Below are 24900 nucleotides of genomic sequence, written 5' to 3'. Positions count from 1 at the left end.
GTGAAATCAGCGGCAGGAGTGTTTGCGTTCCGCCCAGTACACGATCGGGGGATATCGAATGAAGATTTCAGGGGTATTGGTTTTATTCGTCGGTCTTGCCGCGCGCAGCACGTTCGCGCAAGAAAACCCAATCCAACACGATGCCGAATTCTATATCTTGCAAGCACAGCGCGCAGAGCAATGGGCCCAGGATGATATGGCTGTGGATGAAGCCCTGGCTGCATTTCGCGAAGGCAACAACGGTAAGCCACCGAACATCATCAGCGTTCTGATCGATGATCTGGGATTCGGCGACATGGGGATACCCGAGTTGAACGCCGTTCGGGGCTATTCGACGCCGAATATCAACGATTTCTCCGACGACGCGATGCGCATGGTTCGGATGTATACCGAACCCTCTTGCACCCCTACTCGCGTCGCCCAAATGACAGGGCGGCTGCCTGTACGCATGGGAATGGGTGATACCACCGTTGATATTGCCGGCTTTGGCCTGCCGGGGGCAGAAGTGACATTGGCCGAAGTGCTGAAACAGGTTGGCTACGCAACCAGCCATGTAGGCAAGTGGCACATGGGGGATATCGCGGAAAGTTGGGCGATGAACCAAGGCTTTGACTATGCGCAACACGCCATTCACCAGCAGGGTCAGCTGACGATTTTCAATGATGATGCAATCAAAGAGCAGGTCTCGGTCGCGATCAGAGATTATGATGACAAATACACGCTGGACGGTTGGTTCAGGCCGGACGCCTCAGCGATGATGACCGTCATCGAAGGCGAAACAGGCGGTCCTATTCGCGAAATTCGGATGGAGTCCGGTGAGCGCTGGAATGCGGCCAAATACGATGAGATGAACCAGGCCTTTCAGGACAAAACCTTGTCAGAGCTTGAACGTCTTGCCAGCGACAATACCCCCTTTTTCCTGCAATATTGGCCGATGATCCCTCTGGATAATACCCGCGCCGGACGTTCTGGTCCCGAAAGCGCGAATGGCGGTCTCTATGTCGACAAGATGCAACTTTTGGATCAATGGCTGGGTGATTTGTTCGCCAGCATGGCAGAGTTGGGGGTCAGCGAGAATACCATCGTCATCGTTATGGGGGACAACGGCCACTTTACCAAATACGCCCCGCAATCGGGCTATACTCCGATGATATATGCTGGTGGCAAAGGGGATACGACCGAGGGCGGTGTTCGGGTCGATGCCTTTATTCGCTGGCCGGGGATGATTCAGGCAGATGGTTTGCTGAACAGCATCATTCACGTGTCGGACCTTTATACAACGCTTTCACGTTTTGCGGGGGCCGAGCAATACATCCCGCGAGATCGCCTGGTGGATGGCGTCGATCAATCCGCAGCGCTATTGTTTGCGGACGAAGCCAAAGCGCGCAGAGATCACGTGATCATCTATTCGGTGAACAAACCCGAGGCGATCGTTAAGGACCAGCTTAAGCTCAAACTGCCGGGAGCCGGGGAAAGCGCCATTCTGGCAAAGTTCTTTGATCTCTACCGGGACACGCGCGAGGAATATTCAGTCTCGACCGAGGTTGGCGCCTGGGGAGGGCAGGAATTCGCACGCATCCTTGGCCGACACATGGCCCGCAAAGAGAAATTCCCCGACACGCCGCCCGCGTATGGCGTGCCCTATGAAGGGATCGAGAACCTGCGCCCCGAAACCCAACAAGCGGTCGAGGCTTTCCTGATCAAAAGCCAATCCCCGCAGCAATAGCACGGTGTCGCCGTCGTCATTCACTCAAGTTTCTAGGATCATCACATGCTTGGATTACTCCTATTCGCACTGGGTTTAATCGGATCACTTGGGATCGGGTTCGTCTACTTCCGTGATTTGGGCGACGTGTCCCAGATGCTGTTGAAGGTAAAGCGCGAGAATATGGTGCGTTTCATCCGCAATGAATACCGCTTGATTGCCATCGGGTTGGGCGCATTTGCTCTCGCAACGCTCGCGCATTTCGCCCTGGGAGCCGGGCCGTTCTGGCTGTGGCTCATTGCCGCTTTACTTGTTCTACTTCTCTATGGCTTTCCCTATGTCTGGGTTCATCTAGGTCTGAGAAATCAGCTAAATGACGCGCAGTATTTTCCCATCGACGAGGCCCGCAAATATGTCGGGCCGACTGCCCCCGTGATGGTGATTGAAAATGAAGGCCATGCCCGCGCCCATCCTGATGCACAAATCATGCGCCCACATTTGGCGGGCGACGACAAAGGGCTGGGCGGCGAAGACGTCGTGATGACCTATTGCGCCATGGCCAATCTCGGTCAGGGCTATGCGCCAAGCATCGAAGGCAAACGACTGAACCTTGAGGTTCTCGCCCAGCACGGCAACAACCTGATCTTGCGTGATAATGACACCGGTGAGCCCATCCAGCACATATACGGCTTTCGCGAAGCGGATCGTGACACAAATGCAAACGGCCTCGCCTGCCCTCTACGGCCCGAAGCGCAGATGACACCCTGGCCAACCTATCGGATGACTTTCCGTGGATTTCAAAAGGCTTTCCCGGATGGAGAGGTGTTTTTGAACAAACCCTCCCCAAACCCCTTGCTGCGGCTGCTGGACATGATGACCGAGATCACGTTCGGCTGGGGCATTGGCCGCCAGCATCAGGAGGACGCTCCTGTTATGGACAACATGGATCGATCGGATGACCGATTACCCAACAAGACCTATGTCTGGGGGATCACAATCGGACAGGATGCCACCTGCTGGACCGACGATTTCGTTGTCGACAACGATTGGATCGTCAACGCGCGTGTCGGCGGGCGGGATATCGTCGTCAGCCTCGATCCAAAATTTGAAAGCTTGGGCGTTTGGTACAATGACAGCGGTCACCCCGTGACCCAATGTGACTTTTGGGGAATGTCTGATCAGGGCCAACTGCAACGGGTCGAAACCCTGCGCGCAGGCGTGTTCTGGCATGTCTGGTCCGAGTTTTTTCCCAGCACCGATATCAATCGTGTCGGTGACGGCGCAGGCAAATCCGAAGACGTGGCAGCATGAAAGAATGAACATTGCGCTTGGCTAGATTGGCATGAGGCGACAACGGAATTTCAATTCAAGGTTCTTGGCGGGAGACGGAAAAATGGATGTGACAGTAAAGTGGACAGGATTGGCGCTTGGCCTCGCAATGGCAGGTTCGATGGCACCAATGGCCTTGGCCCAACAGTCGGACTGGTCATATGAGGCCTCAATCTATCTTTTCATGCCGGAAACTGAGACCTCACTCAGCACACCGATGGGTACACTGGATGGCACCCTGAGTTTTTCCGATGCGTTGGACAATCTCGATTTTGCTTTCATGGCCGCGTTTGCCGCCACAAATGGCCGGTGGTCCCTGTTGGCCGACTATAACTATACCAATCTGTCTTTCAGCAGCGACACTCCCGGCCCTGCCAGCTCAGGCTTGGACACATCCTTTACCACGCAATTTCTCAGCGGCTATGTCGGCTATAGGGTCTACGAGGATCAAACCGCGAATGTGGATATTGTCGGTGGATTCAGGTGGTTCAGCACGGAAACCGACTTTGAATTGCAACCAGGCGCGGCCCCCGGCCGTCGAACAACGGTTGATTCAAGCTGGACCGATCCCGTGATCGGGGCCCGCGCACGCGTCAAGTTCTCGGACAAATGGTCAGGAACTGGGTTTGTAGACTATGGCGGCTTCCGCAGTGGCAGCGAGACATGGCAGGTTCTGCTGACAGCCGACTATGCGATTAATGATCGTTGGCTGATCCGCGGTGGATACCGCTATATCTCATTCGACCACGACATCGACGGAAACGATTTCAAGTTCGACCAATCCGGTCCAATGATTGGCGCGACTTACCGCTTTTGAGCGGCTTTTAGTAACCGCCAAAGTAAGCCTCGAGCAATCGCTTATCTTTCCGCAACTCATCTGCGGTGCCTGATGTCTGCATGCGTCCTGACTCGAGCACGTAAATCCGGCTCGCCAGCGAAAGCGCGAAATTGGCGTTTTGCTCGGTGATTACAACCGTCAGCCCGTATTCCTTGTTGAGCTTGCGCACCACCTCGGCGATTTCGTGACAGATTTTTGGGGCCAGACCAATCGTCGGTTCGTCGACGAGCAACAGCTCGGGGCTGGTCATCAACGCGCGTCCGAACGAGACCATCTGACGTTCCCCGCCCGACTGGGTCGAGGTCTCCTGCCCTTCCCTCTCTTCGAGACGCGGGAACAGGCTGTGTACCATTGCCAGATTGCTCTGGATGTCTTCGCGGGCCGTGAAGGCACCGACCATTAGGTTGTCACGCACCGACATATAGGGAAACAGGTTGAAGCGTTCGGGCGCATAACCCACGCCATGTCGTACAATTTCGGAAGGCGTCCGACCGGCAAGGCTGTGCCCCCTGAGCCGGATATCGCCCTCGATTTTGACTAGCCCCATGATGCTGTCCAGCAAGGTCGATTTTCCAGCCCCATTTGGACCCACCACAGCGACAATCTCACCGGGTTGGACGGTGATCGAGATGTCGGTCAGCGCTTGCGCCTTGCCATAGAATGCCGACAGGTTTTCGATTTCCAGATACGACATTACGCGCCCCCCAGATACGAGGCCTGAACAGCCTTGTCGTTCATGACTTCGCTGAACGAGCCCTCGGCAATCATCGTGCCCCGTTCAATGGCGATCGCGCGGTCGACCAATGGCTCAAGCGCAGGCAAGTCATGGCTGACGATCAGAAAAGTCATCCCATCTTTGCGCATCGACTGAATGAGATCAGAGATTTGGGCGATCTCTCCTGTGGTGAGACCCGCAAACACTTCATCCAGCAGCATCACCTTGGGCGCGGTTGCCATTGTGCGCGCCATCTCAAGTTTACGCAGATCACCCATGGCCAGTTCTGTTGGCGCTCGTTTCAAATCCGCTTCTGTAAACCCGACGCTGAGCGCAAGCTCTCGCTCACGTTCTTTATCTGGGGGTGAGACGATCATCTGCCAGATATTGTCGGGCATTAGGCCAACCCGGATATTTTCGGCAACGCTCATATCACCAAACGGGCGTGGGATCTGATAGGTTCGGCTGACCCCGGCCCGAATGCGTTGCGGGGTCGACAGCGTCGAAATCTCCTGCCCGAACAGTTCGATCGTTCCGCCGTTTTGCCGCAACTCACCCATGATCTGGCTGAACACGGTCGTCTTGCCTGCCCCGTTGGGGCCGATCAATCCAAGCGACTCGCCCTCTTTGAGAGAAAACGACAGATCATTCGTCGCGACTAATCCGCCGAAACGTTTTTCCAGACCTGAAACCTGTAACGCCACGCTCATGTCGTCCGCCCCTTGCCCAGGCCTTTGAAACCACGCCGAACCAGCTCAACAATGCCTTTCGGCTGATACATGTAGAGGAGCAGCGCTATGGCTCCGTAGACGAAATACCGTTCGGCGCCAGGAAGGACCGGTCGCAGATACTCCAACAGGAATGTCATGAAGAACGCGCCGATCATGGGGCCAATGATGGTCGAGGTTCCCCCCAGAAGTGCCGCAACGATGATTGTGAACAGGAAGTTAATATCAAACAACGCACGCGGCGCGAGCGATCCCAGATAGTGAACGTAGAAGGCACCACCCAGGCCCGCGATCATCGCACTTGTCAGAAAGGCAAAAGCTTTGAGACGCGTGGTGCTGAGGCCCGAGCCGCGCACGCTTTCTTCGTTCATACCGATGGCAGACAAGGCCGTTCCAAGCCGCGTCTTCATCAGCAACCACATGCTGACGGCGATCGCCAGCATCAGCGTCGTGGACAGGTAATACCCGTTCGCCGCGCCGCGCGTCAGAGTTTGAATACCCGACATGCCGCGTGTTCCGCCGGTCAGATCCGGGCGAATGACCTGAACTAGTTGGTAGAGCAACTCCATGAACGCCAGCGTGACCAGCGCAAAATAACTTCCACGGATACGCAGCGCTGGTAGCAGCACCAATAGGCCCGCGATCATGGTAACAAGTACGGCGATCGGGATCGAGATTTCGACAGCGACGTCAAAGCGCTTGGTCAGGATTGCCGTGGTATAGGCCCCGATACCGATCAGGAACGGATGACCAAAGCTCACATACCCTGTTCGGCCAGACAGCACGTCCCAACTGATGGCAAAGATGGCCAAATAATTGGCAAATATCATCGTGCGCATCGTCCCGTTCGAGACGAATTGCGGCAACAGGAACATTCCGGCGATCAAGCCACCCCAGAGCGCAAAGTGAAACCAGCGTAGCCCCATCGTCACAGCTCCTCGCGGCCAAACAGGCCCTGCGGTCGCGTGACCAGCACGCCGATGATCAACAGCATCGTGAAGACACCTCGCAACTCCGGTGCAAGCGTTGCCACAACGATGACTTCGAGGAAGCCCACAATATGCGCCACCACCAAAGTGCCCAGGATCGAGCCTATCCCGCCAACGATAACCACAGCCACCGAAATGATTAGCGGAGCCACCCACATGGATGGCGATAGCTGAGTGTAGCTGGCGAAGAAGACACCACCGAGTGCTCCCAGCGCACCAGAGATACCCCAAGTGATCAGATTGATGCGATCAGGGTCGATCCCGGAAATCGCAGCGCCCTTGGCATCCATTGATACCGCTTGCATTGCTCGCCCGGTATGGGTCAGCCGAACAAAGGCATAGAGCCCCAGCAGAATGGCCCAGCTAATGAGTGTCGCGATCAAGATATTATACGTGACCGAAGCGCCGGCTACGTTGATCACCCCGGGAACAATTGGCAAAAGGATTTTGCTGCTGTCGCCAAAGACCAAAACGATCCCGGCCTGAATGACGACCGCAAGGATCAACGTCGAAATCTCGACAGCCACGTGATCCCCTTTGAGCGTTTTGACGATCAGGCGGTACTTCAGAACTCCCATCAAAACACCAAGCACAGCGGCAACGGCAACGCCCATGAGTTTTGGCATACCAAGTGACTGCGATATCCAGAAGTAAATGTAGCCGCCGACCATCAGATAGGCGCCATAGGCGAGATTCAGAACGCGACCTATGCTGAAGATCAGCGTAAACCCCATTGCTATAAGCGCGTAGAGACCGCTGAGCAAAAGCCCCTGAATCAGTATCTGCAACATAAATGGATCCTTGGCTGCGGGTGCGCGCTGCCGCGCACCCGTTTCAAGCTAACGACGCGACCGGGTTACGGCTTGACCCAGCTGGGAAGCGTGAATTCGCCCGTCGCGTATTTCTCGGGGTACACAACTGCGGCAGTGCCGTCTTCATACCACTGAACAACGACCATCGACGGGGCCGCATCATCAAACGGCTCGGAAAGATCAAAGCGAATGTTGTGGGGATAGGTGCGGCCTGTCACAGGCTCGACCTCATCATCGCCCCAGAAGGCATAGCGCAGCCAAAGCTGACCATCCATCTCAAGAACCAGATCCTGCTTCTTCATCGCATCGGCCCAGCCTTCGACATTGTCGAAGCCACCCGCCTCTTCCGCGGCAGCCATGGCCTGCTTCAGCCCGTGATAGGCGTTGAACCCATTGAAATGCGGCAGCAGTGGGCGGCTGTCATACTTGGCCTGATAGGTGTCGACAAAGGTCTGGCTTGCCGGGTCAAGTTTGAACCCTACAGACGGGATCGGTGACAGGGTCGAGATGCCGCCACCGGCTCCGCCAGTGTCTTCCCAATATTCCATACCCAATGCGGCTACGTTCACACCTGTCATCGCCATGGGGACCTGCAGTTTCACATATTGCGACGAAACCACCTGAGAATTCACGGATGAGACCTGATAGATGAAATCCGCCCCTGTATCCTGCGCCCGGCTGAAAATCGGCGCGAAATCTACGGTGGCGACGTCATAGGTGATGATGTCCTTGACCTCGATCCCCGCAACCGGCGCAAGCGCCTCGGTCACCAATCCGGTGATCGCTTCGCCAAACGCTGTATCCTCAGCCAGAATGACAACGGAGTCCCAACCCATCTTTTCCTTCAGAACATCCGCGCCGAAATTGATATAAAGCGTGGCAAGCGCCTCGTCTGAGGCGATGTTCATGAAATATGGTGCCATGCTTTCGGGATCTTCGACCACCATGTCGATGATGCCGATATATGACGTCCACGTGTCCAGCGTCGGAATTCGGTATTCCTGCATTCGCGGCAGCCAGCCCAGCGAAACATCATCGATAGAGCCTGAGATGATGAAATCCACTTCTTCGGTTTCCGCCAGATATTCATAGGCCCGCACACCTTCAGTCGGGTCCTGACCGGTATCGGCAGACACCAGCGTGATCTGTTCCCCCATAACGCCGCCATTCGCATTAAGCTCTTCAATCGCGATCTCTGCACCACGCAGCGTCGACAGACCGGTGTCTGAGGAAAGAGATCCAATAAAGCCCACCTTGATTTCAGCTGCGGCCGCCGAGGCCACAAGCGCGATACATGTTCCGCTGAGTAGCGCTGTCTTGATCATCACATTAGCTCCCTGTGTCTTATTGTGCCCTTCTTGTATTCTGTATACAGTACACAAGACGATAGTTCGATCAAATCCTTTCTTGGTGACTCATGTTCAGATTCCGCTGATTTCGCCGTTTACGTCGTGAATTACCGCATCCACATCTATTTCCACCGTCAATCCAGGCTGCGTAAGCCCCGCTTGAACGGCTGTCAGAACCGGATCGATATCTTTGAATACCTCTCCGTGAACGCTCGCGAATTCACCCGCGCGCGACAGATCGGTCAGATAGGCGCGGACCCGGCCTACATGGCGCATCTCGGCACCGACGGCCTTAAGCGCCTCTTCTATACGGGACAGAATGTATTTTGTTTGGGCGCCCACATCTCCTGGCGCATGAATACGCCCGCTGGGTTCGATCGCTGTGGTCCCTGCGACCCAAACGAAGGGACCGATGCGCTTTGCGCGGGAATAAGACGCAACTTCTTCGAACCGCCCGCCTGACTTCCAGATGCGGTGGGTCACAGGCCTAACCTCGATCGGATGGCATCCGCCGCTTTCTGCAAGGCTGCTTGTTCTTGATCGGTCAGCCGCAACTCCTCGACTTCGACCAACCCGGAAGACCCCAGATGGGCAGGAACACCAAGCACAACCCCATCGATGCCATATTCCCCCTGCAACATGACCGAGACCGGAACCGGGCCGGTGCGTGCGCCCCGGATATGGTCGATCAACTCGATCGACGCGTGCGCCGGTGCTATGGTTGCGGAACCGGATTTCTTCAGGGCAACTACCTGCCCACCGCCGGTCACGGCGTCCTGAACGCAAGCCTCAATCTGATCAGGCGATAAAAACACATCCAATGCCCTGCCCTTAATTTTTGCCCGGCTTGGGATTGGCGCCATCTCGTCCCCGTGGCTTCCGAGCGTGAAGGCTTCGACATCAGCGGGCGCTACTCCCGCAGCCATAGCAAGGGCGTTGCGAAACCGGCTGCTGTCCAGAGTACCGGCCATGCCCAGCACTCTTTCACGAGGGAACCCGGTTGCGCGCAGCATTTCTACGGTCATTTCGTCAAGCGGATTGGTCACCACGATTACGATGGCATCAGGCGCAGCGGAGCGTATGGCCTCAGCGGCCTGGCGGATCACGCGCGCATTCACGTCGATCAGATCCGCGCGGCTCATACCCGGACGCCGGGCACGGCCTGCGGTCACCACAATCACTTCGGCCCCGGCCACAAGATCTAACGACTCGCCGCCGACGCACCGGGCGCGCGCTCCGGTGATGCCTGACGTGTGGTTCAGGTCCAACGCCGTAGCAGCGGCCATTCCGGGCGCAATATCGATCAGCGCGATCTCATCCGCGATATCCTGCATCGCCGCCAGATGCGCCACATTGCCCCCGACGCCCCCTGCCCCGATCAAGGCAAGTTTGCCAAGCCTTCGGGCCTTGCGTTTCGCACGCATCGGAGCAACCCATTTTGGCGAGCGGCGATACAACACCCGCTGCATTGAAATAGTAGCGTCTGTACGCGTTGGTTGTGGCTTTTCCAGCGGTCCGTCGACAAGCTTTATGCCAACACGCTCGGCAGTTTCGCGTGCCAAGGCCGTCACGATATCGTCGGGCAGGACTTCAAACACGATCCGACCGCGACGGCGGGCATCTTCGACCGCCTCTGAACCTATGACGCGCGGCGCTGCCATCAGTTGGCTTGCCCGTCCACCGCCTCTATCGCGCGGGTTGCGGCCTCGACGGCGGTCTTGACCGAGTTTTCAGACCCCGAGATAAACAGGCGGCCAAACCGCCCCACGGCGCGCACTTCGACAATATCGATCTCTGCCGCCTTCTCCGCTTCATTCGCGGCAATCGAGATATAAGCAGCCGGGGCACATTCGACGATGCCCAACGTCTGCCCTGGAACGATCAGCGCCCCCTTGCGCCATTTGTTCAGCAGTTGCGCCTGATAGGGTTCGACGCTGGTGATAATCTGCGTGGAACTGATCGCCGGCTTCAACCGGTCAGACATTGTTGCGCCGAGCTCGGCCAGCATCGCATCGCGCGCGGCGGACACCTCCGCATTCGACGGAGACCGCAGGATAAAGAACCCGAACTCGCGCTCGACCATCTGTGTTGTCGCCTCAACCGAAGATGCCTTGAGCGCCCGGTCGATCAGCGAGAATACTCCGTTACCCGGCGCAAACTCTCCGATCAAAACCGTATCCCCGGACAAGGGCACCGACCCTTGCACCGTCGCACCGTTATAGGCGGCGAATTTTGGTTGCAGGTTGTCGATCTGCATCAGCGCCCGGATGGTAATCTCGCTCATGCGCCATACTCCTCGTAAATGTCGCGCCAGGGCCTGCTTTCGTAGGCAACCCGTTTGATGTTGATGAGATGCAGGGCTGTCACATTGTCCGAAGTGATCGAACCTGACCACGTGCCGGTGCCCAACATGAAGGATGGTTCCAGATCAGTCGAATATCCCATACCGCCCATGATGCCCGGTGTATTCACCAGTACCCGACCCGTCGGCACGGTGGCAAAACGGGCCACGATCTCAGGGTCGTCCGAATGGATGACCGAGGAATGACCCCACCCTTCGAACTTGGCGATGGATTGCGCCAACTCGATCCCATGGTCTGTGGATTTCGCCGCGTAGAACGCCAGAACGGGGTTCAGCTTTTCTGCAGACAGCGGGCGCTGCCAACCTACTTCAGTTTCTTCCGAGACGAGGCACCGGGTGCGTGGTGGGATGGAAAAACCGGCAGCATCCGCCAGCGCCTGCGGGCTTTGCCCCACCTTCTCAGGGTCCATGGTCTGCACGCCTTTGAAGATCACCCCGGCAAGACGATCCGCTTCGGCCGGAGTGCAGAAATAGGCACCTTTCAATTTTAGCTCGTGGCGCAAATCACGTGCGATCTCGGGATCAGCGACGACGGCCTGCTCACTGACGCAGGCGGTCCCGTAGTCAAAGCTCTTCGACGTCACGATCATCTCGGCGACTTCCGCCAGATCGCGTGCTTTCGACTTGTGTACGTAACACGGCACGTTGCCCGCACCGACCGCGAGCGTGGGTTTGCCGCTGGAATACGCCGCTTTGACCATGGCAGGACCACCGGTTGCCATCACAACCGAGGTACGGCGATGTTTCATCAACTCGGCTGTGCCCTGAATTGTCACGGAATCCAGACATTGGATTAGACCCTTGGGCGCACCAATTTGTTCAGCCACGCGCGCCATAATTCGCACCGTTTCGATGCCACAACTCACACCACGCGGATGCGGCGCACACACGATCGCATTGCCTGCCTTCACCGCAGAAAGCACTTTGTAGATGATGGTTGAAGTGGGGTTCGTCACCGGGATCAGAGCTGCCACAACGCCCATCGGTTCACCGAAGGCTGCGATCTTTGTCGCATCATCGCGCCAAAGCAATCCCAGCGTTGTCACATCTCTTAGATAATCCGCGACTGAAAGCGCGTTGAATAGGTTCTTGACGCGCTTGTCCGGCACATTCCCATATCCGGTTTCCTCGACGGCCATTTGCCCCAGCCGTTCGGCCTCGGGCTCGATGGCGCGCGCCATGGCGTCGACTATTGCGTCTACCTGCGCCGGGTCAGTGCCCAAAAAGGCGCGATAAGCCTCGAAAGCGCTATCTGCGGCACGCCGTGCGGCGGCGATTGATTTCAGATCTGCATCCATCAAGTAGCTCCGGTGACGATGGTGTCAAAGATACGGCGCGCTTGATCAACGTCGCCCGCTGAAACCCCTATGGCTTCGAGGCGCCGTCCAGCGGCAGCCACATCCGCCCCCAAAATTCGGTCGGACATCGCGATCAGGCTGTGCGTCAACGGGCTCGGGATACCCGCAAGCTCACCCGCTGAGACCAAAGGTACAAGCGAGCCCAACACGCCATCCCGCATCATACCGCGCGACGTTTGCTGATCCGGGATCGGACGCGCGCCCGAGCCACGTTCGGCGCCGACAAAAGTGGATATCCACTGCCCTGTCTCCGGCAGGTTACGAACTCCAAACGCAGCAGCAATGCGTCGCCGTTCGTCTGCAAGCCCCTGAATGACCTCTGTCTGGTCCGGACCAATCAGAGACGCAAAGGTCTGGTTATCCTCAAGCGGAACACCACCCATTGGAATGTCAGGACCACCTGTCCCCATTGCGGCACCGCCGAGGATCAGTGCAGGTATCTCGACTGCGGCCGACAGATCGTTGAAGCCGCACGACAAAACCGAGTCGACCGCCTGAACGTTGGACAAATAGGCGGACACGGTGTCCAGAACCTCTTCCCGACCGCGCGGCAAGGTTGCCGCAGCCATCGGTGCCGCCTGCGAAAGCGTCAAAGCTGCGCCCTCGGAACGGAACCAGTATGGCAGACCCTGAACCTCGACCAGCGTGACGTCTGCCGCGCAGCCTCCGATACGCAACAACCAGGCTGTTTCCACAGCCCCCAGGGATCGTCCTGGCGCAAGGACCAAGATTTGCCCGTCGCTGAGGTGATCGGCCAGCACCATCGCATAAGTGCGCTGTTTGTGAAGCGGTCCGGTCAGGAATATCACCTGTGCATCGCGCACCGCTGCATCCAGCTCAGCGGTTGTGCGCACCGACGGCCCATCCCGATCGACTTGATAGGTCCCGACCGGACCTTCACCGCGAAGCGAGATGCCTGGGGACTGGGCCAACAGCGACAGTTCGGCCCCATAGGCCGAAAACAAGGTGACCTCAGCCCCTTCGGCAAGGCAAAGAGCGGCCAACAGGCGTGCATCAGCCCCGCCGCCCAACACCGATATCCGGTCGAGCTTGGGATGTTCAGGTGCACCCCGGGTTGAGCCACGTGTCGCTGCACGTGTGAATTCCTCGAAACCGGCTGACATAGCGTCTCCTCAAGACAGACGGATTAAGCCGCAGAGCCAGCACCAAGGCTGTCGATTATGGCCTCAAGTTCATCATGTGGGCGCGCGATCACGTGGACGGATACGACTTCACCCACTTTGTTTGCCGCTGTCGCACCGGCATCCGCGGCGGCTTTGACTGCGCCGACTTCACCACGCACAAGGGTGGTGACTAGGCCTCCGCCAGCCTTGGTTTGGCCGACAATCGAAACGCTGGCCGCCTTGACCATCGCATCTGCCGCTTCGATCGCGCCGACCAGTCCGCGCGTTTCGATCATGCCCAGGGCCATTTGCCCCGCCACTGGTTTCGCCATTTTTCGTTCCTCCAAAGAAATTTAGATGTTTGGTGTTCTTGGTTCAGGTCGTGGACACGCGATCCACAATCGCGATGATCGCCAGATCGACGGGCGCGGTGGACAGACCGGCGGCCATACGCGCCGCCGAGCCGTTGACCAGCAGAACCGTATCCCCCACCCCGGCACCGCAGGTGTCGACGGCGACCCGCGCCGGTTCGATCACCTTGCCTTTGCTATCGACCAAATCCGTCACCAGCAGTTTCGTACCGACCAGTTTTGCGTCTTTGGCCGTGGCTGTGACGGTCCCGGCGACCTTGCCCAAATGCATCAGAAGGTCCTCAGGTAACGGTCCAACTCAACCGGAGTGACCTGTTGATTGAAGAATTCAAGCTCGCGCTCGGCCTGTTGCAATACCAACTCCCACAGCATTTCGCCCATGAGATCGCGAAGCCATTCGGATCCTCGCGCCAGTTCGATCGCCGTTGGCAAGTCGGTCGGGATCGGATCGCCGATCCCTTCTTCGTAACCGTTGCCAGTTGTCGGCTCTGAGGGAGCCAGGCCCTGCTCGATCCCGTCCAGCCCCGCTGCAATCTCGGCTGCCAGCAGAAGGTAGGGATTGGCATCTGCACCAGCGTCACGTTTTTCTACGCGCACCGCGCTGTCGGATCCTTCAATGACCCGAATACCAACGGTCCGGTTGTCATAACCCCAGCTCGTGTTGATCGGGCAGAAAGTATAAGGCTGACGGCGTCGATAACCATTGACGGTGCCACTGCCACAGATTGCCGTTTCGCACATGCGTTGTTGCAGCCCGGCGATGAAGGATTTGCCAGTATCGTTTATCTTGCCGTTATCGGCAAAGACATTCTTGCCGTCTTTCCAAAGAGAGTAGTGTGTGTGGAAGCCGTTGCCGGACTGATCGAAGAACGGTTTTGGCATGAAGGTTGCCAGATAGCCGTGGGCGATGCCCAGCTGGCGGATCAGCGACTTAAACAAGACGACACGATCTGCCGCTGCGAGCGCTTCGCCGTAACGGATATTCACCTCAATCTGACCCGCAGCGTATTCGGGGTTCGATTGCTCGATTGGAATACCGCACTCGTTGATCTGTTGGCGGATCGGCCCAACGATGTGCTCCATCCGCGCAGCACGGCCGAGACCGTAGACCTGGATCCCGCTATCGCGCGGCTGTCCGGTCTCCGGATCCAGTAGATAGAATTCAAGTTCAGTACCGACATTGACCTCGAACCCCATTTCGCGGGCCCGTTCAACTTGACGCACCAACGCCTGACGCGGATCGATCGGAACCGGCTTGTGATCCATACCTTCCGCCCGACCAAAGCAAACAGCGACGCCTGGCTCCCACGGCACAGCGACGGGCTGGGTCATTGGGAAGACGTGCATATCGGGGTAGCCGTTGTCGAAATTGACATAAGGCGTATCCCAGACGTCGCACGTCATATCGATCGCCATCAATGCAATCGACAGCGCATTGCCGCTTTTGCAGACGTGGTCCCAGTGGCTGGCCGGAATGCGCTTGCCGCGCATGATGCCGTTGAGGTCACCCACACCGAGTATGACGGTGTGCGTGCCTTCGGGCAGATCAAATCCCGAACTCATTGATGCGCTCTCCCTGTTTTTTGGCTTTATAATTGTTGTATTCTGTATACAGTATTCACAAAGACAATCGATAAACAAGGAAAATCTGCATCATGTCCAAGAACTCGGTCATCGTTGTCGGAGGCGGCATCGTCGGCGTCATGACGGCGCTTACACTGCAACGACGTGGTGAGGCAGTGACTTTGATAGATCGCTGGGAACCGGGACATTCCCGTGCATCTTCAACGGATTACAACCGTGTCATCCGTGCGATTTCCGGGCGGGATGAGTTCTATACACGTTGGGCCCGCGAAAGCCGCCTGCGCTGGCTGGAACTGCAAGCCGAGAGCGGCCAGAACCTGATGTATGAATGCGGTGCGCTGATTCTTGCAACAGGCGGTCATTGCGACTGGGAGAACGCCACAGCCGAAACCTTCGACCGCGTTCGTGTGCCCTACTACAAGTTCGGGCGGCAGGACATCGAATCGCGATTTCCGCAGTTTCGCGTTCCTGACATCGAATACGCCCTGTTCGAACCCGAAGCCGGAATGCTGATGGCGCATCGCTGCGTCCTGACCGGGCTTGAGCTGTTTCGTCGAGCGGGCGGGATCGTACAGCGCGGTCGCGTGACCACCGATGGATCAGAGCGCCCAATGCTGGATGGAAAGCCGCTTGAGGCTGATCTTATCATTGTCTCAACCGGCCCCTGGATGGCGGACATGTTCCCCAGGACGATCAAGCCGATATCGACGGTGGTTGGTGTGAATGTCCTCTATACCTCGACGCCAGATGGGTCCGAGGAGTTCGATATGAGCCGGATGCCCTGCTGGATCGATCATGGTCAGGGCTCATTCGGGCTACCCTCATCCGAAGGTTCAGGCGTGAAAGCCGCGGTCGTCATCCCGGACAAGATCGATCTGGACAATGACGAAAGGCTAATCCGACAGGAAACGCTAGGACGCACTCGCAGCTACATCCGTCATCGTCTTCCGGGCCTTGAAGGTGAGCGGATAGTGGATTCCAAATTCAACCAGATCATCCTGACACCTGACACGCACTTTATTGTCGACTGGCACCCCGAGCATGAAAACGTGCTGTTCGCCGGAGGCTGCTCGGGACATCTGTTCAAACACGCGCCGGTTTTTGCAGAGTTTGCGGCAGGTGTTGGAATGAAGGATTTTGGAACGGCTGATCGTTTCAAGATCACTGGTCGAAGAAAACTGAGCCCAAAAGAAAGTCCAAGCGGGCGTTAACCTTCTGAAAGCGCCGCATAGAGCCCTGAATTCGGGCACTTTTCCTGAGGCAGGCGAACACCTGATCGAATTGCATCTCGGCAGGTCTTTGCTTGGCGACAATGTCCACATTTTTCCGCCAACTCAAGGCCAAGCTCAGGATGGGCCTTAAGATCATCTTCACTCAGGCCAAACTGACTAGCCATCGAGAGTATACGCTCTCGCGCGTTGGGCGCGCCAGAACGCAACATGGCCAAATCAGTGCGGGACAGGCCGAGATCCGATAGCTCCAGATCGCTGATACTTCCCTCGCGTGGAGCATTCACAATCCGCGCAATCCTCTCAAAGAAATCCTTGTATCCCGTCATTGCCAAATCTCCCAACCGATTGCGTATACAGTATACATAGTGCGGCTTGGCTGGACTTGATTAGGATCAAGAGCCGCTCGCTCAAAGGCTTATTGCTCAGGGACGTATGTACCGCGAAAAAGCTCTACTGCTTGAAGCGCTGCAATATCGTCGGGCACATTTGCCGCGCTGACCGAGGACATCCCATCATCCGCTTCCGTAGCTGACAAAAGCACCTCTCGACCTCTGGTGAACAGATCGCGCAAGTGATGCGCCTTGTATTCGGGATGAAACTGAACAGAGCGGGCAGGAAAATCATAATCCAGTGCACCAACTGGACAGTGGCCCGCTGATCCGGTCACCCGAGCCGAGTCCGGAATGCTTGTTACCTGATCCTGATGCCAGACATATGCATCCACGCTATCTCCGCCATAGTTGAAGGGCCGTGCGCCAACGACATTGCCTACCTCGACTTTCTCGGCCCGACCACCATAGACGTCAGCCATGATCTGATGTCCGAAACAGATACCAAAGACTGGTTTTCGGATTTCTCGACAACGGTCCAGGAAGGCACGTAGCGGCTGCATCCAATCCGTGTCATCATAAACGCCAAATTCAGATCCGCCGACTATAGCGCCGTCGAAATCGCTCTCGTCCGGGAGCGGTTCTCCATCAACGACCCCGACTACTACGAACTCGGCTTCCGGTAGGTGTGGGGCGATCCACTCCTGAATCTGCTGTGAAGTCCGCGGCATTCCCTCCAACAATGGCAGCGGGTGGCTAGTCAACTCAAGAACTGCGATTTTCACCAGTCAAAAGCCCTGTCAATTCCAGCCATTTTCACCCCAGTGAAAGCTGACGCTTGAAAGCTAAGCGCACGCAAGTCTTCGGTTTCCAGATTGTGTACCGAGGACTTTCCGCAGGCTTTCGCAAGCGCTGTAATCTCCATGGTCATGGCCGTCAGATAGCGCGCAATGCGCTCTGCCCCTGCATTAGGGTTCATACGAGCTTCGAGACTTTCATCCTGCGTCGCAATGCCAACCGGGCAACGACCAGTGTGGCAATGGTGGCAGGCGCCCGGCGAGGTTCCCAACGCCGCGTAATCTTCGAGATAGCGCGGACTGTTGCATCCTAGCGCAACCATGGCCGCGTTGCCGATCATCACAGCGTCAGCACCGAGGGCCAGACACTTCGCGGCGTCCACACCGGACCGAATGCCACCGGCAGCGACCAGAGAGACTTTGCCGGTCATGCCGCATTCGTCCAATGCTTCACGCGCGGCACGAATAGCGCTCATCGTTGGGATTCCGGTATGGTTTAGCAATAGCTCCGGAGACGCGCCGGTGCCACCTTCGGCACCATCAACTACTACAACATCTGCACCCGCTTTGGCAGCAACTGCCACGTCAAACCGGGGACGTGTCGCACCCATCTTGATGAAGATTGGCACCTGATAGTTGGTGGCGATGCGCAATTCTTCAATCTTCACTGCCAAATCATCAGCGCCGAGAAAATCGGGATGGCGGATCGTAGATCGCTGATCCACACCTTCGGGCAAAGTTCGCATCTGGCTGACGCGCGGGCTGACCTTCATGCCCAGCAGCAGACCCCCGGTTCCGGGTTTCGCACCCTGCCCCACGACAAGTTCCAAGGCATCCGCGCGGCGCAGATGATCCAGATCCACACCATACCGCGCGGGTGACATCTGATAGAGCAGGCGTTGGGAGGCTTCGCGCTCCTCTTCCAGCATGCCACCCTCACCCGTGCAAGTCATGGTTCCTACTTTCGAGGCCCCATAACCCAGCGATGCCTTGGCCGATGCCGACAAAGCACCAAAGGACATTGAAGCGATGTAGATCGGGATCTTCAATTCAAGCGGGCGCTCCACAAGGCCGCGCCCTCCACCCAGAACGGTCGTCGTATCGCAATTCTCGCGATAGCCTTCCAGCGGCAGGCGGGTCATCGTTGCAGGAACGAATGTCAGATCATCAAAGGTCGGCAATTGCTTGTTGAACGTGTTGTATCCACGCACTTGATAGCGCCCAAGCTGCGCCAGCGCGTGAACTTCCGAGATCGCCTCGGGTGTCCAGCGGGTCGATCCTCCTTCGTCATACGACGAAGGAACGCCAGCCGGGCGGCCGTCGATCGCTCCCGCATCGCGGAACCTGATTTCCTCTTCCGAGGCAACGTCGAACGGATATTCGTAAGGTTTACTCAGATCATGAGCCATGCGCTTGCGTCCCTGCTTTCAAAATACCAAAGACGCTGGCCCGAAACCATTTTGCGCCAATTTCGCGAACTGTCGACAAGCCCGAGCGGGTCGAGGATCGCATCGACCTCGGCCACTTCTTCAGCAGTCGGTTCGATCACGTCGACATCCACACCCAGGCTGTCGACCTCGCCAGCTACCCAGACTTCGCCTTCCCAAAGCGCATCAGCACAGGATTCACCCGCACCGCCAAGCGCTATGATCCGACCGGAATGCGCCATGAAGCCGGACTGATAGCCAATCTTTCCTTCGACGACGATGTTTCCACCTTTCATCGCAACGCCCACCCTTGGCCCCGCATCGCCTTTGACATGGATCGTGCCGCCGATCATCGCAGCACCACAGGACATACCGGCATAGCCACCGACAGTGATGTGCCCTTTGGCCATACCTTCGCCAACGGCCCAGCCGCAGTTGCGTTCGATAGTGATTTTCGCCCCGGTATTGAGACCGCCGCAGTAATAACCAACCGACCCCTCGAAAGTGATATCCACATTGTCTGGCAGACCCACGCCCAAATTATGACGAGACAGCGTATCTACCACGCGGATCGGCCGACCCATTGTGCAGGCTTCCATTATCTCACGATTGACCTCGCGGATATGTCGCTTGCCGACTTCGATGACGATCTCATCCATCTTTGCAGCCACCTCATTCATGCCGCCAAACTCCGGTTTCCGACGCCCCAGATACCGGTCAGCGACGGGCCGTCGTAGTTGATCACATCGCATTCCTCGGTCATCACCCGGCGGACCGCTTGTTCTTCGGTCGCAGCCGCCAGATCGCAATTGCGGTTGACGACGACCAGAGGCTTCATTGCAAATCGGTCTTTGGCAAACCCAATCCCGTTTGGCGTTGCGATCATGTAGGTAAACACACCATCGATAGAGGTAATGGACTTCTTTAGCGCCTGCTCCATGGTCAGGCCCGCCTTCATCTGGTCGCTGACCCAGACGGCAATCAACTCGCTGTCATTCTCAGTCAAGAACCGATAACCCATTCGGGTCAGCTTATCGCGCCAGGTGAAGTAATCGGTGATCTGCCCGTTATGTACGATCGCGACATCCGAAAATGGGCGCGCCCAGAACGGATGCGATGCGTTAGGCAATACCGAACTTTCCGTAGCAAGCCGTGCATGCCCCAGCCCATGTGTTCCTATCATATCGCGAACTCCGTGCTTTTCGGCCACGGCTTCGGCACCGCCAATATCCTTGATGATCTCAAGACTGCGGCCGCAGGATTGAACTTCAATGCGGTCTGTCAGCTCATCCGCGTCCGCGACCCAGGCTTGAAGATTCCTTGGATCTGAAATTTCCATCCGAAAGCAATAGTGACGACTTTGGTCCGTTACGATTTGGGGGTCAGACAGAAAGCTGCTTCCGTGTTCACGCAATATCGTTTCAAACGCGGAGAGATCCGCATCCTGTTGAGACTTGTCGAATCCCATTCCGCGTAAAACGTATCCCGTTTCTCGTGGCAAACCATAAACGGCGAAGCCAGTGCTGTCGGCGCCTCGATGTTCCTGCGCATCCATCAGGTCAACAAGATCCGCCCCAACCTTCCCGGGCGCGGCCAGTATTCTACCAGCAATTCCACACATGAAGAGCTCCCTGTTCATTCTTTCCTGTATACTGTATACAGTACACGAACAATAGCAACCCCATTCGCCTTGGCAGCAGTTGTTTTATTGAATACAGAATTCATGAAGGACAGAAAGAGAGGCTCCGAGTGGCTCTGAAACAAATTAAAACACAACGCAGACGCCTGGCGGACGAGGTCTATGATCAACTGGTCGAAGCCATCATGAGTCGCGAGATCACCGGTGAAGATCGGCTAGTGCAGGAAAAGTTGGCCGCCGAGTTGAACATCAGCAGGACGCCTGTACGCGAAGCGCTCATGCGGTTGGAGACTGAAGGCGTGTTGGAAGTGGCCGCCAGCGGCGGATTTCGACTGGCGCGCATGGACCAGACCGAGGTTCGGCAACTATACCAGGCACGCGCAGCCATCGAAGGTCAAGCCGCGCGCATACTTGCGGTACACGCTGAACCAGAGGTTCTTGATCGATTGCGCGAACTCATTCGTCGCGAAGAAGATCTGAGCCAGCCGACGACCCGAGACTACTTTATCGCAAACCGGCGCATTCACCGTGCCTTCATGGTTGAGGCGGGCAACAAATTTCTGATCGACATGTTCGATATGATTTGGGGCAAAGCAATGGCGTTCCATCTGTTTTCGGCGATTGAAAACGTCGATATCTCCAAATCGCTCGGAAACCACCTGACCCTTGTTGACGCGATTGCGACGGGTGATGTCACCGAAGCGCTGGAGACTTTCACCAGCCACATTCAGGAAGGTTTCGACCTTCAGATCGAAGGTCTGAAAGAAGCAGATAACGGTTAAACCGCGTTTCTGAGCGAGCGGCCAATCTGGGCCTTTGCCTGATTGGCCGCAGCTCGTTCAAATCACGAAATGCAGCCTGTCGAACTCAGCGCGCCATCCAGATACCTCGGATAGAACGGATTCACCGCTCAAGCCACGTCGGATCAGTTCTGCCAGACGCTCTGCATCTCCTGCTGTCATACCCCACCGGACCAGCTCGGGCGTGCCGATCCGTAGGCCATTCATGTCGCCTTCCACCGGCTCAACTGGCAATCCGATGCCACATGCCAGAAACCCGGATTTTCGAAGCAGTTTGGAGGCAGTCTGACCGCCACCATACGGCGCTGCCAGTACCGCGAATTGATGAGAATTGGTGAAACCCTCTCCACCCGCGAAGACCGGAACACCTTGCGCATCCAACGCGGCAGCAAGTGCTTTGGACATCGCAATCATCTCATCTGCATAGGCTGATCCGAACTCTTTCCAATCCAGCATGGTGACGGCAAGTGCAGCCGTTTTGGCTGCATCAAAGTTGGCTGTCATGCCGGGGAAAGCAATTGTATCCAGCGCCTTGGCGATTTCCGCATCGTTTGACACAATCAGCCCCCCGGCCGGTCCGCCAAGGCTTTTGTAGGTACTCATGGTCATGAAATGCGCACCCTCCTTCAGCGGGTTGGACCACGCATGCCCGGCGATGATCCCGCACTGGTGGGCGGCGTCGAACATGACCTTTGCGCCGATTTCATCCGCTATGGCACGCACTTCGGCCACAGGATGCTCAAACAGGTTCAGACTGCCGCCTATCGTGATTAGCTTGGGGCATTCGGTCTTCGCCAATCCCCTCAAGCGTTCCAGATCAACGGTATACCCATCCGCATTGACGGGGGCCTCAATAGTGCGCAGACCAAACAGCCCCGCACACCCCGCCAAATGGTGAGTCACATGGCCACCAATCGACGCGGGCGGAGCGATTATCGCATCACCGGGATTGCAGGTCGCCATAAAACCATAGAGGTTGGCAATTGCGCCCGAAGGCACGCGAACCTCGGCGAATTGCGCGTCGAAAACATGGGCACTCAACTCTGCTGCGATGACTTCGATCTCTTCGATCGCCTCCAACCCCATTTCATATTTGTCACCAGGATATCCCAGCGATGGTCTGGACCCGATGCCTGACGACAAAAGTGCCTCGGCCTTTGGGTTCATGACATTTGTCGCCGGGTTGAGGTTGAAGCACTCTTTTTCGTGAATGCGCCGGTTTTCCTCTGCCAGATTCTCGATCCGGGCCAGTAAATCGCCAGACGACAACGATGCGGCCTTGGTCGCGATATCCTGAATCAGGGTTTCGCTTGCGGCAGGCACCCAGTCTCTTTGTACAAGTGTCATCTGACATCCTCCTGTTTTTTGCAGTTTGGCGGCTTTCGCGTGACACCGCAAAGCAGAATTGTTATTTCTTGGCGTAGAAAAACTAAGGCTAGGTCAATGAGTGTCGCCCCCAAACGCCCCAAGGGACCTCCGCTGAATGCAATGAGGGCGTTCGAGGCCGCGGCGCGTCACGTCAGCTTTGTCGCGGCGGCGGAAGAGCTGAACGTTTCTCCGGGTGCGATCTCACAGCATGTAAAGGCGTTGGAGGGTTGGGCAGGTGCGCCGCTGTTTCGCCGCAACGCGCAAGGGGTTGAACTGACGCCCCAAGGTCAATCACTTGTCGCGGTCTTCACCACAGCCTTTGATCAGATGGGCGATGCCGCTCGGGCCTTGCGGAACCTCAAGCCAAATGCCGATTTTCACATCGCCGCCTTGCCTGCTGTTGCCCAACTCTGGTTGCCCAAACGATTACGCCGGATCAGAAAGTGTTTTCCGCATATCAATTTTTCGGTCACGGCGCTGGAAACACCACCCAGCCTTTCGCGTGAGATGTTCGATTTGGCGATCTTCTTCGCGACCTTGGACGAAGCACCTGACCAAATTGTGCTGTGCGAGGATGAAACCCAACCGGTTTGCGCCCCTGCTCTGCTGGATCAGTTAACCGGCAACAACGGGTTTCAAGGCACTCCCTTGTTGCACGATCAGACGTGGAGCAGCGATTGGTCCACATGGTCGCGAAGCACAGGTTGTGAGGTCCCAGATGTCAAAACTGGCCCGCAGTTTTCGCTTTACAGCCTTGCCGTGGAAGAGGCCAAGGCCGCAGCTGGCGTGCTAATGGGGCACCTATGCTTACTCGAAGAGCCATTGAAATCTGGTGCACTCGTTACGGCCCACGCGCAATCCTGCCCGACAGGGCGTGCTCTAGCGGTTCAAGTGCCAGTGGCATCGCGACGAAGACCCGAAACCGATCAAGTCATCGCCTTGTTGTCAGATTGAGTCAAATCTCATCAATCCGGTGCATTGTGCACGACACTTCACATTGAAAGCCGTGCACAAAACAGTCTCGCATAGACCGCAAGGCAACTCAGATTTCATAGGGCATATGGCGGAGAGACAGGGATTCGAACCCTGGAGACGGTTTCCCGCCTACACACTTTCCAGGCGTGCGCCTTCGACCACTCGGCCACCTCTCCGGTAGAGGTGACTTATGCGAATTTCTGAACCGAGCGCAAGGCCCCATTCGCAAAAATGGACGGGTCAGAAAATACGAAAGCTGGCAACAAATGGCAGATGATCCGACACCTCATCCTTGAACGCCTCGCGCCCCATATTCATGGTCCAGTGCATTGGAAACAGTCGCAGGCTGCCTCGGACATAATCGGTGGAATAAGTGCGTGATACGGCAAAACCGTCCAGCAAATTGGCGCGACCCCTATCCAGAATATGCGAAAATCGGTCTTGCAGATCCCAACACGAAACAAAGTCCATCATGTCATCCCCGCCAAGATGGTGGAAATTGCTGACGTCCTGACCGGGGATCATGTTGAAATCACCCATCAGCAGGATTGTGCGTTGTGTCAGACCGGGGGTCGAGCGGATCTCGGCGATCTTGTCTCCGATAATCCTGCATTGGCTGTCACGTATCTGCTGCTCGGGCCGGTCTCGTCCGGATTTAAGATGCACAGCGATCAGCTTGGCCTTGAATTTGCCGACCTCGACATCGGCGATCAGGGCCTGACGTCCGCCGGGATCGTCACCTTCCGAGCCGTCGATCAGCTGCAAACCTGTCACCGAGACCCCCGGTTTGTGCAGAAACCCGATATGGATATTGCCGTTGGGCTGCGGCAGGATCTTGACCTGATAGTCCAGCCCCTTATCGGCCAGACCCAAGGCAAGCCGATCAATATGTTCGATGGGGCTGACCTCGACCAGAGTGATCAGTTCGGCGTCCAGCAGGGCCAGCCCTTCGATTTGATGGGTGACCCGGTCACTGCTGGCTGGAATGCCCATACTTGTGTTTACTGGATTGAAGCCGGCCAGATTCCAGACGGCAATACGCGCGAGGCTGTGTGAAAATGTAACCATC

Annotated in this window: 26 protein-coding genes and 1 tRNA gene; 6 read left to right on the top strand and 21 right to left on the bottom strand. The window is 56.8% G+C overall.

The features are described 5' to 3' along the window. The first annotated feature begins 58 nt into the window (after window positions 1-58). The 3 genes from ACRZ9U_RS00375 (at window position 59) to ACRZ9U_RS00365 (ending at window position 3851) form a co-directional block, all read left to right on the top strand. Window positions 59-1726 (top strand): sulfatase-like hydrolase/transferase, encoded by a 1668-nt coding sequence (locus ACRZ9U_RS00375; RefSeq protein WP_170405368.1) that lies wholly within the window; start codon window positions 59-61, stop codon window positions 1724-1726. A gap of 45 nt (window positions 1727-1771) precedes the next feature. Next, on the top strand, window positions 1772-3016 hold the full coding sequence (locus ACRZ9U_RS00370; RefSeq protein ID WP_170405365.1) for a DUF3179 domain-containing (seleno)protein: 1245 nt from the start codon (window positions 1772-1774) through the stop codon (window positions 3014-3016). 82 nt (window positions 3017-3098) lie between these two features. Then, the gene (locus ACRZ9U_RS00365) at window positions 3099-3851 is read left to right on the top strand and encodes an outer membrane protein (protein ID WP_480759915.1); all 753 of its coding nucleotides are present in this window, start codon (window positions 3099-3101) and stop codon (window positions 3849-3851) included. Window positions 3852-3858: 7 nt separating this feature from the next. Here the strand turns inward: ACRZ9U_RS00365 and ACRZ9U_RS00360 are convergent, their stop codons facing one another. The 13 genes from ACRZ9U_RS00360 to ACRZ9U_RS00300 form a co-directional block, all read right to left on the bottom strand. Beyond that, on the bottom strand, window positions 3859-4566 hold the full coding sequence (locus ACRZ9U_RS00360; protein WP_480901215.1) for an ABC transporter ATP-binding protein: 708 nt from the start codon (window positions 4564-4566) through the stop codon (window positions 3859-3861). Beyond that, on the bottom strand, window positions 4566-5297 hold the full coding sequence (locus ACRZ9U_RS00355) for an ABC transporter ATP-binding protein (protein WP_480901214.1): 732 nt from the start codon (window positions 5295-5297) through the stop codon (window positions 4566-4568). Before ACRZ9U_RS00355 ends, ACRZ9U_RS00360 begins: the two co-directional genes overlap by 1 nt. Beyond that, on the bottom strand, window positions 5294-6241 hold the full coding sequence (locus ACRZ9U_RS00350) for a branched-chain amino acid ABC transporter permease (protein ID WP_170405363.1): 948 nt from the start codon (window positions 6239-6241) through the stop codon (window positions 5294-5296). The genes ACRZ9U_RS00355 and ACRZ9U_RS00350 overlap by 4 nt, the downstream gene beginning before the upstream one ends. A 2-nt stretch (window positions 6242-6243) precedes the next feature. Beyond that, on the bottom strand, window positions 6244-7095 hold the full coding sequence (locus tag ACRZ9U_RS00345) for a branched-chain amino acid ABC transporter permease (RefSeq protein ID WP_170405360.1): 852 nt from the start codon (window positions 7093-7095) through the stop codon (window positions 6244-6246). Between the two features lie 65 nt (window positions 7096-7160). Then, window positions 7161-8441: an ABC transporter substrate-binding protein gene (locus ACRZ9U_RS00340; RefSeq protein WP_170393270.1), complete on the bottom strand. Its 1281-nt coding sequence runs from the start codon at window positions 8439-8441 to the stop codon at window positions 7161-7163. Window positions 8442-8537: 96 nt separating this feature from the next. Next, window positions 8538-8948 (bottom strand): Rid family hydrolase, encoded by a 411-nt coding sequence (locus ACRZ9U_RS00335; RefSeq protein WP_480885993.1) that lies wholly within the window; start codon window positions 8946-8948, stop codon window positions 8538-8540. Next, window positions 8945-10126: a malate dehydrogenase gene (locus ACRZ9U_RS00330; protein WP_170405357.1), complete on the bottom strand. Its 1182-nt coding sequence runs from the start codon at window positions 10124-10126 to the stop codon at window positions 8945-8947. Before ACRZ9U_RS00330 ends, ACRZ9U_RS00335 begins: the two co-directional genes overlap by 4 nt. Then, a complete protein-coding gene (locus ACRZ9U_RS00325; protein WP_170393272.1) occupies window positions 10126-10749 on the bottom strand; it encodes a BMC domain-containing protein in 624 nt (207 codons plus the stop codon). Before ACRZ9U_RS00325 ends, ACRZ9U_RS00330 begins: the two co-directional genes overlap by 1 nt. Continuing rightward, entirely contained in the window at window positions 10746-12125 is a 1380-nt protein-coding gene (locus tag ACRZ9U_RS00320; RefSeq protein WP_170393273.1) for an aldehyde dehydrogenase family protein, read from the bottom strand. The genes ACRZ9U_RS00325 and ACRZ9U_RS00320 overlap by 4 nt, the downstream gene beginning before the upstream one ends. Next, window positions 12125-13309, bottom strand: a complete 1185-nt coding sequence (locus tag ACRZ9U_RS00315) for a hypothetical protein (protein WP_170405354.1) — start codon at window positions 13307-13309, stop codon at window positions 12125-12127. The genes ACRZ9U_RS00320 and ACRZ9U_RS00315 overlap by 1 nt, the downstream gene beginning before the upstream one ends. 23 nt (window positions 13310-13332) lie before the next feature. Further along, window positions 13333-13641, bottom strand: a complete 309-nt coding sequence (locus ACRZ9U_RS00310) for a BMC domain-containing protein (protein ID WP_170393275.1) — start codon at window positions 13639-13641, stop codon at window positions 13333-13335. A 43-nt stretch (window positions 13642-13684) separates the two neighbouring features. Further along, complete coding sequence (locus tag ACRZ9U_RS00305; RefSeq protein WP_170393276.1) at window positions 13685-13951, bottom strand: EutN/CcmL family microcompartment protein; 267 nt, start codon at window positions 13949-13951, stop codon at window positions 13685-13687. Then, window positions 13951-15243 (bottom strand): glutamine synthetase family protein, encoded by a 1293-nt coding sequence (locus ACRZ9U_RS00300; protein WP_170405351.1) that lies wholly within the window; start codon window positions 15241-15243, stop codon window positions 13951-13953. Before ACRZ9U_RS00300 ends, ACRZ9U_RS00305 begins: the two co-directional genes overlap by 1 nt. 92 nt (window positions 15244-15335) lie before the next feature. On the opposite strand from ACRZ9U_RS00300, the gene ACRZ9U_RS00295 reads away from it, so the two are divergent. Beyond that, a complete protein-coding gene (locus ACRZ9U_RS00295; protein ID WP_480901213.1) occupies window positions 15336-16475 on the top strand; it encodes an FAD-dependent oxidoreductase in 1140 nt (379 codons plus the stop codon). Here the strand turns inward: ACRZ9U_RS00295 and ACRZ9U_RS00290 are convergent. The 5 genes from ACRZ9U_RS00290 to ACRZ9U_RS00270 all read right to left on the bottom strand — a co-directional run bounded on the left by ACRZ9U_RS00290 (window position 16472) and on the right by ACRZ9U_RS00270 (window position 20670). After that, the gene (locus ACRZ9U_RS00290; protein ID WP_170405345.1) at window positions 16472-16822 is read right to left on the bottom strand and encodes a hypothetical protein; all 351 of its coding nucleotides are present in this window, start codon (window positions 16820-16822) and stop codon (window positions 16472-16474) included. The two genes, ACRZ9U_RS00295 and ACRZ9U_RS00290, sit on opposite strands and share 4 nt — an antisense overlap. A gap of 89 nt (window positions 16823-16911) precedes the next feature. After that, entirely contained in the window at window positions 16912-17610 is a 699-nt protein-coding gene (locus ACRZ9U_RS00285) for a type 1 glutamine amidotransferase (protein ID WP_480901212.1), read from the bottom strand. Next, complete coding sequence (locus ACRZ9U_RS00280) at window positions 17607-19031, bottom strand: FMN-binding glutamate synthase family protein (RefSeq protein WP_170393281.1); 1425 nt, start codon at window positions 19029-19031, stop codon at window positions 17607-17609. The genes ACRZ9U_RS00285 and ACRZ9U_RS00280 overlap by 4 nt, the downstream gene beginning before the upstream one ends. Then, window positions 19016-19729, bottom strand: coding sequence for a GltB/FmdC/FwdC-like GXGXG domain-containing protein (locus ACRZ9U_RS00275; RefSeq protein ID WP_170405341.1), 714 nt, complete (start codon window positions 19727-19729; stop codon window positions 19016-19018). Before ACRZ9U_RS00275 ends, ACRZ9U_RS00280 begins: the two co-directional genes overlap by 16 nt. Next, window positions 19726-20670 (bottom strand): class II glutamine amidotransferase domain-containing protein, encoded by a 945-nt coding sequence (locus ACRZ9U_RS00270; protein ID WP_170405338.1) that lies wholly within the window; start codon window positions 20668-20670, stop codon window positions 19726-19728. The genes ACRZ9U_RS00275 and ACRZ9U_RS00270 overlap by 4 nt, the downstream gene beginning before the upstream one ends. 128 nt (window positions 20671-20798) lie before the next feature. Between ACRZ9U_RS00270 and ACRZ9U_RS00265 the strand changes: the two genes are divergently transcribed. Continuing rightward, on the top strand, window positions 20799-21470 hold the full coding sequence (locus ACRZ9U_RS00265) for a GntR family transcriptional regulator (RefSeq protein ID WP_170405336.1): 672 nt from the start codon (window positions 20799-20801) through the stop codon (window positions 21468-21470). Window positions 21471-21527: 57 nt separating this feature from the next. Here the strand turns inward: ACRZ9U_RS00265 and ACRZ9U_RS00260 are convergent, their stop codons facing one another. After that, the gene (locus tag ACRZ9U_RS00260; protein WP_170405331.1) at window positions 21528-22835 is read right to left on the bottom strand and encodes an aminotransferase class I/II-fold pyridoxal phosphate-dependent enzyme; all 1308 of its coding nucleotides are present in this window, start codon (window positions 22833-22835) and stop codon (window positions 21528-21530) included. Window positions 22836-22931: 96 nt separating this feature from the next. On the opposite strand from ACRZ9U_RS00260, the gene ACRZ9U_RS00255 reads away from it, so the two are divergent. Then, complete coding sequence (locus tag ACRZ9U_RS00255) at window positions 22932-23810, top strand: LysR family transcriptional regulator (RefSeq protein WP_170405329.1); 879 nt, start codon at window positions 22932-22934, stop codon at window positions 23808-23810. Between the two features lie 107 nt (window positions 23811-23917). Here the strand turns inward: ACRZ9U_RS00255 and ACRZ9U_RS00250 are convergent. Together ACRZ9U_RS00250 and ACRZ9U_RS00245 are read right to left on the bottom strand one after the other, a co-directional pair. Next, window positions 23918-24007, bottom strand: a tRNA-Ser gene (locus tag ACRZ9U_RS00250). A 64-nt stretch (window positions 24008-24071) separates the two neighbouring features. After that, window positions 24072-24899 (bottom strand): exonuclease/endonuclease/phosphatase family protein, encoded by an 828-nt coding sequence (locus tag ACRZ9U_RS00245; RefSeq protein ID WP_170405326.1) that lies wholly within the window; start codon window positions 24897-24899, stop codon window positions 24072-24074. Window position 24900: the final 1 nt, after the last annotated feature.

It is taken from the genome of Ruegeria sp. D7 (assembly GCF_056534355.1).
Note: the sequence above shows the minus strand (reverse complement) of the source record. Positions and strands in the feature narration are given on the sequence as shown.